Below are 11,204 nucleotides of genomic sequence, written 5' to 3'. Positions count from 1 at the left end.
GGGCTGGCTGGACGGCACGCCGCCGCCCAGCTTCGCCGGCACCACGTGGGGCGTGCCGTGGCCGCAGGGCCAGGTGCCCGCGGATGCCGGCTTCACCTTGCAAGGTGTGGACGGCGCGGCGGCCCCGCTGCAATCGTGGCCGCTGGCCTACTGGCCGGACGGCTCGCTGAAGTGGAGCGCCCACGCGCTCGGCCCCGGCGCCGCCCGTGCCATCCCGTCGGCCCGCTATTGCCTGCTGCCCGGCCCGGCCCAGGACAAGGGCGCGGGCATGGTCACGCAGACCGGCGGCGCCGTCGTCGTCGATACGGACGCGATGCAATGCCGCATCGCTACCGGTGGGGCGCGCCTGTTCGACAGCGTGGCCCGTGCCGGGCAGCCGCTGCTGCAGGACGGCGAGCTGGTGGTGCTGACCGACGGCGGCCCCGGCGACGACGAGGCGGCGACGGCGGCGCGTCGCCGCTACCGCAGCGAGATCGCCACCGTCGCCGTCGAACAGGACGGGCCCGTACGCGCCGTCGTCAAGGTCGCGGGCACGCACCGCCATGCCGATGGCGCCACCTTGCTGCCGTTCACGATCCGCCTGTACTTCTACCGGGGCGCCTGCACCGTGCGCATCCTGCACACGCTGGTGGTCGATTTCGACCCGGCGCGCCATTTCGTGCGCGGCATCGGGCTGCGCTTCGGGGTCGCGCTCGACGGCGCGCCGCACGACCGGCACGTGCGCTTCGTCGGCGACAACGGCGGCGTGTTCGCCGAGAGCGTGCGGGGCATCACGGGCCTGCGGCGCGACCCGGGCCAAGCCGTCACGGCGGCCCAACGGGCCGGCCGGCCGCTGCCCCCCGTGTCAGCCCTGCCGGCGCCCGTCGCCAAGGGCCTGCAGTACATTCCCGCCTTTGGCGACTACCGGCTGCTGCAGGCCAGCGCCGACGGTTTCGCCATCGCCAAGCGCACCGCCGCCGGCCATGGTTGGGTGCACGCGGCCAGCGGCACGCGCGCGGCCGGCACCGGCTATGTGGGCGGCACTGCCGGCGGCGTGGCCTTCGGCGTGCGCCACTTCTGGCAAAGCCATCCTGGCCAGCTCGATATCGCCGGTGCCGCCACGAGCCGGGCCACCGTCACGCTGTGGCTGTGGGCGCCGGGCGCGCCCGCCATGGACCTGCGTTTCTACCACGACGGCCTGGGACAGGACACGCACGCGAAACAGCGCTACGCCCTGGACATCACCTACGAAGACTACGAACCGGGCTTCGGCTCGCCCGTCGGCGTGGCGCGCACGAGCGAACTGGAACTACAACTGCTGGCAGCCACGCCGTCCGACACGGACCTCGTGGCCATTGCCCGGCGCATCGCCGCGCCGCCCCGGCTGATGGCGCCGCCGGCCCGGCTGCATGCGGCCGAAGCCTTCGGTCCCTACTGGGCGCCTGCCGCCGCCACTGGCGGCGCGCGCGAACGCATCCTGCAACGGCGCCTGGGCGAACTGTTCGACTATTACCAGGGCCAGGTGGAACAGCGCCGCTGGTACGGCTTCTGGGACTTCGGCGACGTCATGCACACCTACGACGGGCCCCGGCACATGTGGCGCTACGACGTCGGCGGCTATGCCTGGGACAACTCGGAACTGAGCACCGACATCTGGCTGTGGCACTACTTCCTTCATTCCGGCCGGGCCGATGCGTTCCGGCTGGCCGAGGCGATGACGCGCCACACGGGCGAAGTCGATGTCTACCACCTGGGACAATTCGGCGGCCTGGGCACGCGCCATGGCGTGCAGCACTGGGGCGACAGCGCCAAGCAGCTGCGCATCTCCACCGCCCTGAACCGGCGCTTCCTGTACTACCTGGCGGCGGACGAACGGATCGGCGACCTGCTGGACGAACAGGTCGATGCCGTGCGACGCCTGCGCGACGTCGTCCCGGGCCGCAAGATCGGCCAGCAAGCGGCCGCCCAGCCGGACCACGCCAGCGTGGGGTTCGGCACCGACTGGGGCGCCATCGCGTCGGCCTGGTTCACGGCATGGGAGCGGCGCGGCGACGTGCGCCAGCGCGACCGGCTGCTGGCCAGCATGGCCACCATCGCGGCCCAGCCGCACGGTTTCCTGACAGGCAGCGCCGTGATGAACCTGGAGACGGGTGCCTTCCTGCCCGACACCCGGGGCCGGATCACCGTGTCGCACCTGTCGGCCGTGTTCGGGCTGACGGAAATCTGCGCCGAGCTGCTGCGCAACCTGCCGGAACCAGCCTTCCGCGACGCCTGGCTGCGCTACTGCCGGCTTTACAACGCCACGCCGGAAGAGCAGCGCGCCGCGCTGGGCCAGGACCTGGGCAAATTGAACCTGGGCCAGGGCCACGCCCGGCTGCTGGGCTTTGTCGCCGCGCAGGCGCGCGACCCGGCCCTGATGGCCCGCGCCTGGCGCCAGTTCGACGACGGCAAGGCGGGCCTGGTCGACGCCGATTTCACCATGCGCCGCGTGCGCGTGCCGCAGGTATTGCAGGACGTGGACGAGGCACCGGCGATTTCGACCAACGCCGCCGCCCAGTGGGCGTTGGGCGCCCTCGGCCTGCTGGCACTGGACCCGCTGGCCCGTGCACCCGGCCCCGTGCTGGTGCAGGACGATTTCCGTGCCTTCGATGCACGGCGCTGGCGCGTGGAGGCCGAACGCGACGCGCCGCAGGCGGCGGCCTATGTGAAGGACGGCGCCCTGCTGCTCGATGCCGGCGGCGGCCTGACCGTGTGGCTGGCACAGCCCCTGCGGGGCCATTACGAAATCGCGTTCACGCGCACGGTGCTGGAGGAAGGCGGTGCGCACGACCGGGTCTCGGACCTGAACGTGTTCTGGCAGGCGCAGACGGGCGGCAAGGCCCTGTCGGGCAAGCTGGCCGACTACGACCGCACGCCGATGTACTACGCCGGCATCGGCGGCAACGGCAACACGACGACGCGCTTCCGGCGGCTGGACGGCAGCGGCGAGCGCCGGCTGCTGCAGGAATATACGGCCGGGCCCTACCTGCTGCGGGCCAACCGGCCGTACCGCGTGCGCATCGTCGTCGATGGGGCGGGCACGCGGCTCTACGTGGACGGCGTGCAGTTCTTCGCCGGCGCCGGTGCCGTGGCCGACAGCGGCTGGTTCGGCCTGCGCACGACGCAGTCGCGCCAGCGCATCACGGACTTCGCCGTCTACCGGCTGTAACGCAGGGCGCGCGCCGGGTCAGATCAGTTCGCGCGCGCTCAGTTCCTTCTTCGCATAGGCGTAGAACACGGGCGCGGCGATGACGCCGGCAATGCCGAACAGGGTCTCGCCCACCAGCATCACCGTCAACAGCTCCCACGCGCGCGCATTGATATGCGAGCCGATGATGCGCGCGTTGAGGAAGTACTCCAGCTTGTGCACGACCACCAGGAAGGCCAGGCCCGCGATGGCCACGTGCAGCGACACGGAGAGACCCACCACCACCATCACGGTATTTGAAATGAGGTTGCCGATCACTGGCAGCAGGCCGGCGATGAACGTCACGGCCACCACGGTTTTCCCCAGCGGCAGCTGGACATCCGCCAGCGGCAGCACGACGAAGATGAAGAGGGCCGTGATGATGGTATTGATCCCGGAGATCCACACCTGGGCGAAGACGATATTGCGGAAGGAGTCGGCCAACAGTCCAAGCCGGCGCTCCAGCGCGGCGGCCAGCGGCCGGCGCGGCGGCGGCGGCAAGGTGTCGCGCAGGGAAGCCATCAGGCCGATGATCATGCCGATCAGGATGCGCGTGAGCGCCTTGCCCGCCTCGGCGCCGAAGGCCTGCGCCGTGGCGGCATGGTCGCGCAGCCAGGCCGTGACGGTGGCGCGCAGGCCTTCGGCACCGACCGGCAACCGGGCGCTGAGCCAGGCCGGGACCTGGTCGCGCGAAGAGTCGATGACGTCGGCCAGCTTGCGAAAGACATTGGTCAGGCTGTTCGCGTCGATCTTGAACAGCGCCACCATGCCCCAGATCAGGAGGCCCAGCAGCGCGATCAGGATGATGCCGATGGCCGCCGCCGCGATGGTACGTGCGCGCGCGTCGCTGATGCGCCGGCCCAGCGCCGGCGCGATCACGTGGATGAGCGAATACATCAGGAGGCCCGCGAACAGGGCGCCGAGCAGGCCCTTGACCAGCGCGAGGAAGAGAAACGCCGCGACCAGGATGTAGGACGCAATATTGCTGAGTTCTTTTTTTCTGTCGGGGGCCATGGCAGGGGATGGTTGGGGAGGCTGCGGCATTATGCCTGATGGGCGCGATCGGCCGCCACCGGCGCCACCGGCACCAGCGTGCCGTCGCGGTCCAGCCGGTAGCGCGCCAGGTCGCTCGCCAGCAGCAGATTGCCGCCGTAGTGCGCCTGTGCCTCGTCGCGCAGGGCGGCCAGGGTCAGGCCGGGCGGGCCGCCGTCGCTGTCGTCGTCCTGGTAGCGGGGGCTGAAGTGGGTCAGCACCAGGTTCGGCAGCTTAGCCTCCGCCGCGCACTGGGCCACCATGCGCGCGCTGCTGTGCTGCGGGCCCGGGCCCACTTTGGCCAGCACGGCGTCCGTGTAGGTCGCTTCGTGGACCAGCACGTCGGCCGCCGCCAGTTCCTGCGCCAGCAGCGCGGGCGTGTCGTTGTCGCCCGCGATGACGATCTTGCGCGCCTTGCGCGGTGCCTGCAGGTAGTCGGCGCCTTGCAGGATACGCCCGTCCGGCAAGGTCACCGTGTCGCCCTGCTGCAGGCGCCCCCACGCGGGGCCGGGCGGCACGCCGTCGGCGCGCAGGCGCGCCGTGTCGAGGCGCCGCTCCACCGCTGCTTCGGCAAAGCCGTACGCATACGAAGGCAAGCGGTGCGACAGGGCTGTGACGGACACGTTCACGCCCGACAGCGGCGCGCCGGCCTCGGCTTCGCCGACGCCGATGCAGTGGATCTCATAAGGCAAGTGCAGCGCGGTGGTTGCCATCACGCCTTGCAGGTAGGCGTCCAGCGGTGGCGGGCCCACCACCGTCAGCGGCTCGGTGCGATTGGCCATGCCGGCGCTGGCGAGAAGGCCCGGCAGGCCGTAACAATGGTCGCCGTGCAGGTGCGTGATGAAGACGGCGCGCAGCGCATGCAGCGACAGCGTGGTTTGCAGGATGCGGTGCTGCGTGCCTTCGCCGCAGTCGACCAGCAGCCAGCCGCCGCCGTCCAGGCGCAGCGCGACACCGGCGACGTTGCGCGTACGGGTGGGCGTGCCGGAAGACGTGCCGAGAAATTCCAGTTCCATGGTATGCAGCTTGCAAGTTTTCGATCGGGACCGACATTGTGCACCAGGCGCCGCCAAGCCGGCGCCAACCGTATAATGGGTTTTTGGAAGCTAAACCATGCGCGTGTTCCGTCCCTTCACGATTTCGCTACGCTCGCTGCTGCTGCTGCTGACGGCGCTCGGCCTGCTGCCGCTGGCGTTGCTGGGCGTATGGAGCATTCATACGGCAAGCCAGTCGCAGCAGCGCGAGCAGGAACGCGCGCTGCTTGACCTGGCGCGCGCCTTGTCCAGCGCGGCCGACGCCGAACTCGATGGCGTCGTTGCCACGTTGACGGGCATGGCCCGCACACCCGCGCTGGCCGCCGGCGACATCGCCGGCTTTTACGAAGTGGCACGCGCGCAGGCGCAGACCCAGCCCCAATGGCTGGGCGTGATCATGACCGATGCCGACGGCCGCATGCTGTTTCGGACCGGGGCGCCCTTCGGCGCCGCACCGGGGGCCATCGCCGATCCGGCCAGCCTGCGCGAAGTGCTGGCGGTGCGCCACCCGGTGGTCGGACGCGTCGCGCGGGGGCCGTCTGGCCGGGCCGCCGTGCCGGTGCGCATTCCCGTGTCCGATACCAACGGCCGGCTTTATGCGCTGACGGCGGTGATCCGGCCGGACCGGCTGCTGCGCGTGATCGAACGCCAGGTGGTGCCCGATGGCGCCGTCATTTCCATCATCGATGCGGACGGCATGCTGGTGGCCCGCTCGAGCAGGCATGCCGAGACAGTCGGTCACCCTACCAGTCCCACCCTGCGCACGCTGATACGCGCGGCCGGCCGCGAGAATGTCGGCCCCACCGTGACGCTCGAAGGCGTCCCCGTGACGTCGGCCTATACCACCTCCTCGCGCTTTGGCTGGGTCGTGGCGGTCGGCACGCCGTCCGCGCTGCTGCGTTCGGCCCGCATCGAAAGCTTCGCCACCTACGGCATCGGTCTGGTGATTTCGCTGCTGGTCTGCATCATCGCCGCCACCCTGCTGGCGGCGCGCATCGTGCGTGGCACGCGGCAGTTGCAGCTGGCCGCCGCCGCCCTGGGCGCCGGCGAAGGCGTCACGGTGCCGCCTTCGCGCATCCGCGAGCTGCGCACGATGGGCGAAGGCCTGGAGGCGGCGGCGCGCCAGCGCACGGCGCACGAACAGGAGCGCTCGACCCTGCTGGCGTCGCTGCGCGAGGCGCTCGACAAGCGCGAGCACGCTCTCGCCCAGGCGCGCGACGCCGGCCGCGCCAAGGACGAATTCCTGGCCGTGCTGGGCCACGAACTGCGCAATCCCCTCAGCCCCATCGTTGCCTCGCTCGACCTGATGGACCTGCGCGACGAGGCGGCCAACCGGCGCGAACGGGCCGTGCTGCGCCGCCAGGTGAACCACCTGCGCCGGCTGGTGGACGACCTGCTGGACGTCTCGCGCATCACGTCGGGCAAGCTGCAACTGGAGTCGCATGCCGTCAACCTGGCCGATCTCGTGCGGCAGGCGGTGGCCGCCTTCCCCACCCAGAAGATCGAGCTGACGGTGCCGCCCGCCGTGTGGGTGCAGGGCGACGACAGCCGCCTGGCCCAGGTACTGAACAACCTGCTGTCCAACGCGGCCCGCTTCGGCGGCACTGTCACCCGGGTCACGCTGGCGACCGAGGGGCGCCATGCCCGGCTGTGCGTGGCCGACAACGGTGTCGGCATGAGCCCCGAACTGCTGGCCCACGTGTTCGAGCCCTTCTTCCAGGCGCCCCAGCAGCTGGCGCGCCGCACCGGCGGCCTGGGCCTGGGGCTGGCCATCGTACGGCGCATCGTCGAGCTGCACGGCGGCCATGTGGCGGCCCACAGCGCCGGGCCGGGCCAGGGCAGCCGCTTCGACGTGATGCTGCCGCTGGGCCAGGAGGTCGCAGCGCCCGCACCGACGGAGCTGCCCGCCACGGCGCCAGGCCTGCGCGTGCTGCTGGTGGACGACAACGAGGACGCCGCCGTCACCAGCGCCGCCCTGCTCGAGGGCATCGGCCACCAGGTGCGCGTGGCGCACAGCGCGACCGAGGCGCTGGCCCTGGGCCGCCAGTATGCGCACGATGTCGCCATCCTCGATATTGGCCTGCCCGACATGGACGGCTACACGCTGGCGGCGGCCCTGCGCCGCGACGTGGCGCCGATGCGCCTGGTGGCGCTGACGGGCTACGGCCAGGCGTCGGACAAGGAACGGGCCGCGCGGGCAGGTTTCGACATGCACCTGACCAAGCCGGCCAGCGCCGACGACTTGCGCCGCGCCACCATGCCGGCCGCGCTGGTGCCGGATTAGGCCAGGGGCGCTTGCTATAATGCCCACCCCAGTTTCGACCAGATGCCGACCATGACCACCGACCTGCCGTTCGCCCCGCCCTATAAACTGAAGCTCGCCGGCGCCGACGGCGAGCGCTGGGTCGAGGTCCAGGCGGACGGCTCCCAGGTCGCCACCAGCGCGCCGGTCTGGCCTGCCGCCGGCGCGGCCTCGCCGTCGCCTTCGGCAGCGCGGCCAAAGCCGGCATCGACGCCCCAGGCGGCGGCCGTGCTGAAGGTGCCGTTCGCGGAAAAGGACGAAGCCAAGCGGCTGGGCGCGCGCTGGGACGCGGCCCGGAAGAAGTGGTATGTGCCGGCCGGCGTCGAGCTGGCGCCGTTTGCGCGCTGGATGGACGCTTGATGACGGGCTGCCGGGCGCGGGTTGTCGCCGGCGCGGTTCTGGCGGATAATTGGCGCCCATGAACGATACGACCCAACTCCCACCCCTGCCCGATCGCCTGTCGACCGACCCTCGCAGCCCCCATCACGTCGCCGCCGTGTTCGAACACGATGTCGGCATCCGCTTCAATGGCAAGGAACGCCAGGACGTGACGGAATACTGCATCAGCGAAGGCTGGATTAAAGTTCCCGCCGGCAAGACGCTGGACCGCAAGGGCCAGCCGATGCTGATCAAGCTGAAGGGCACTGTCGAGGCTTTCTACCTGTAATCCGTCGGCGGCCTCACCAGCCGCCATATCATTTCCGCCCGGGCCACCAGGAACCGGGTGCGCATCCCCCCGGCTGTTTCCAATCCACCACAATCCTCATTGCCGTCCGCCACGGCAAATGCCTGTTGCTGCGCCGAAAATTGCATTTCGCAAGCCGGCCGGGCTGTCTTTCATGGCAAAATCGAGTCGGGACATGACTCGTGATGCGGTGGCGCGCGATGCGCAGCCGGTGCCGCCGCACGCCACCGAAAGCACCTGCAATGACGGCAACCGTTCTCCGATCCTGGTCCGCAGTGCTGCGCGCCCTGCGGCCCTACCTGCTGTTCATCCTGCTGTGGCCGATGGCCGGGGCCGGCGTTGCCGCCGCCTGCTGGTTCATCCTGCTGGAAAACCTGGACAGCGAACGCACCGCCGTCGAGCAGAAGACCTTGCGCGCCACGGAGGACGCGGCGCGCAACCTGGAGCAGGCCATGAAGCGCAACCTGAGCATGGTCGACCAGGTATTGATGCTGATCCGGCTGCGCTGGCAGGCCACGGGCACGGTCCGGCTCGGCGATTTCAACAGCCTGCTCGACCCGGCCGGCCGCCCCTTGAACATCAGCATCTTCGGCAGCGATGGCAAGCTGCGCATGACCAACGCCCGCGACCTGTGGCCGCCCGGGCTGCTGGCGCGCGTGCCCACGCTGTCCTTTTTCACGACCCACCTGCTGCGCTCGGCCGACGATTTGTTCATCGGCATGCCCCAGGAGGACAGCATCGGTACCGGCAACGCCGTGCGGCTGTCGCGCAAGCTGCTCAATGCCGCCGCCGAATTCGACGGCGTGGTGGCCGTCTCCTTCGCCACCGATTCCCTGGTGGCCGATTACGACGAACTGCTGCTGGGCCAGCGCGGCTTCCTCGGCGCCGTCGACAGCGCCGGCGTGATCCGCGCCTTCAAGGTCGGCGCGCCGTTCGAACGGATGCGCGCCCTGCCCCGCTCCCTGGTGCAGGCGATGGCGGCGCCGCAGGGGAACGCCTTCATCGGCAGCGGTGACTTCAGCGACGGCAGGAACCGCTATGTCAGCTGGAAGGCGATCGACCAGTTTCCCTTGATGGTGGTGGCCGGGGCGGACCAGGAAGATGCGCTGGCCCTGTTCCGCGCGCGCGAGCGGGCCATGTACCAGACCGGCATCGGCGCCTCGTTCGCGCTGCTGCTGTTCGTACTGGCCGGCATGAGCCTGTCGGTGCGCCTGGCGATGCACCGCCACCGCGTCGACCTGGCCCAGGATGCCTACCGCAAGGCCACGGAAGCGAGCCGTGAAGGGTTCTTCATCGCCGCGCCCGTGTTCGGCCCGAACGGCAGGGTCATCGACTATATAACGGTGGACTGCAACGAACAGGGCGCGGCCATGTCGCACTCGACGCGCGAGCGCATGCTGGGGGCCCGGCTGTCGACGGTGGCCTCGACGATTCCGCTGGCGCCGGCCATGGCGCTGCTGGAACGGGCCATGGCCGGTGGCAGCGCGCAGGGCGAGATCGAGCTCGATGACGGCCAGGGCGAAGGACCGGCCCGCCAGGTCCAGGTCAACGCCGTGCGCGCGGGCGAGGTGCTGGCCATCACGGTGCGCGACGTGACGATGGAAAAAGCCCACCTGATCCAGCTCGAACGCAAGAACTTCGAGGACGTGCTGACGGCCCTGCCGAACCGGGCCTGGGTGGCCCGGCACCTGCCGCAGGCGGTGGCCCGGGCGATCGACGACGGCACGCTGGTGGCGCTGCTGTTCGTCGACCTGGACGGCTTCAAGTCCGTCAACGACACCTTCGGCCATGCCGCCGGCGACGAGCTGCTGCAGGTGGTGGCGAAACGGCTCAAAGTCGCCGTGCGGCCGGGCGACCACGTGGCCCGCATCGGCGGCGACGAATTCATCGTCATTTTGGAACACCTGCGCGACAGCGCCGAGGCGGCCCATGTGGCGGGCCGGATCGTGCAGGCCTTCCATGCCGGCATTTCCATCGGCGCCGGCACCGCCACGATCGGCACATCGATCGGCATCAGCATCTGCCCGGGCGACGCCCACGACGGCGACGCCCTGCTGCGCCATGCCGACATCGCCATGTACGAGGTCAAGACCAGCGGCAAGAACCGCTACAAGTTCTTCGATCCCGCCTTCTACGGCGTGCTGCAGCAGCGCCAGCTGCGCGAGAGCGACCTGCGCACGGCGATCCGCGACGGCCAGTTCGTCATGTATTACCAGCCACGCGTGCGCACGGCAACGATGGAAGTGTGCAGCGTCGAGGCGCTGGTGCGGTGGAACCATCCCACCGCCGGCACCCTGCAGCCCGACGCCTTCATTCCGCTGGCCGAGGAGACGGGCCTGATCGTCGCGCTGGGGGAACTGATCGTCGACGCCGTGTGCGCCCAGATCGCCGCGTGGCGCCGCGAAGGCTATCCGCCGCTGCCCGTGTCGATCAATGTGTCGAGCCGCCAGTTCAACGAACGCGACATGCATGCGCTGTTCGTCCAGGCGCTGCAGCGGCACGACGTGGCGCCCGAGTGCGTGGAAATCGAACTGACGGAATCGACCATGCTGCACGACCCCGGGCGCACGGCGCAGAACCTGCAGGCCATCCACGCGATGGGCATCAAGCTGCTGGTGGACGACTTCGGCACCGGTTACTCTTCGCTGTCGATGCTGCAGCAGCTCGACTTCGACATCCTGAAGGTCGACAAGTCGTTCACGCGCCGGCTCGGCGTGGACCGCCAGGGCGAGATCCTGTTCAGCGCCATCATCACCATGGCCCATGCACTGGGCATGAAGGTGGTGGCCGAAGGCGTCGAGCGGCGCGAACAGGTGGAACTGCTGGCGCGCCTGCAGTGCGACGAACTGCAGGGCTACTACGTTGCCCGCCCGGCCGACGCGGCCCGCGTGCGCAGCGACTGCATGCAGCGCGCCGCCTCGCTCTGAGCGTTTTTTCGTACGAAAA

7 protein-coding genes are annotated in these 11,204 nt (G+C 70.1%); 5 read left to right on the top strand and 2 right to left on the bottom strand.

Features of this window, described 5'->3' with window-relative positions:
* Positions 1-3,187 (top strand): exo-rhamnogalacturonan lyase family protein (locus tag GM672_RS28945; RefSeq protein ID WP_211517373.1); only part of this gene is annotated, 3,187 nt, incomplete at its 5' end.
* 18 nt (positions 3,188-3,205) lie between these two features.
* Here GM672_RS28945 and GM672_RS15555 read toward each other — a convergent pair.
* Both GM672_RS15555 and GM672_RS15550 read right to left on the bottom strand, forming a co-directional pair.
* The gene (locus GM672_RS15555) at positions 3,206-4,219 is read right to left on the bottom strand and encodes an AI-2E family transporter (protein ID WP_155471449.1); all 1,014 of its coding nucleotides are present in this window, start codon (positions 4,217-4,219) and stop codon (positions 3,206-3,208) included.
* A gap of 29 nt (positions 4,220-4,248) precedes the next feature.
* Entirely contained in the window at positions 4,249-5,253 is a 1,005-nt protein-coding gene (locus tag GM672_RS15550; RefSeq protein ID WP_155471448.1) for an MBL fold metallo-hydrolase, read from the bottom strand.
* 97 nt (positions 5,254-5,350) lie between these two features.
* Between GM672_RS15550 and GM672_RS15545 the strand changes: the two genes are divergently transcribed.
* From GM672_RS15545 to GM672_RS29750, 4 genes are all read left to right on the top strand, one after another.
* Entirely contained in the window at positions 5,351-7,555 is a 2,205-nt protein-coding gene (locus GM672_RS15545) for an ATP-binding protein (RefSeq protein ID WP_155471447.1), read from the top strand.
* Positions 7,556-7,597: 42 nt separating this feature from the next.
* Positions 7,598-7,933, top strand: a complete 336-nt coding sequence (locus tag GM672_RS15540; protein WP_155471446.1) for a DUF5710 domain-containing protein — start codon at positions 7,598-7,600, stop codon at positions 7,931-7,933.
* Positions 7,934-7,991: 58 nt separating this feature from the next.
* Positions 7,992-8,240 (top strand): DUF3297 family protein, encoded by a 249-nt coding sequence (locus tag GM672_RS15535; RefSeq protein ID WP_155471445.1) that lies wholly within the window; start codon positions 7,992-7,994, stop codon positions 8,238-8,240.
* A 260-nt stretch (positions 8,241-8,500) separates the two neighbouring features.
* A complete protein-coding gene (locus tag GM672_RS29750; protein WP_170300088.1) occupies positions 8,501-11,185 on the top strand; it encodes a bifunctional diguanylate cyclase/phosphodiesterase in 2,685 nt (894 codons plus the stop codon).
* The last annotated feature ends 19 nt before the right edge of the window (positions 11,186-11,204 follow it).

Origin of the sequence: Pseudoduganella buxea (assembly GCF_009720835.1) — a bacterium.
Lineage (GTDB): Bacteria > Pseudomonadota > Gammaproteobacteria > Burkholderiales > Burkholderiaceae_D > Rugamonas > Rugamonas buxea.
The sequence above is the reverse complement of the archived record's forward strand: the minus strand, read 5'-3'. Positions and strand labels throughout refer to the sequence as shown.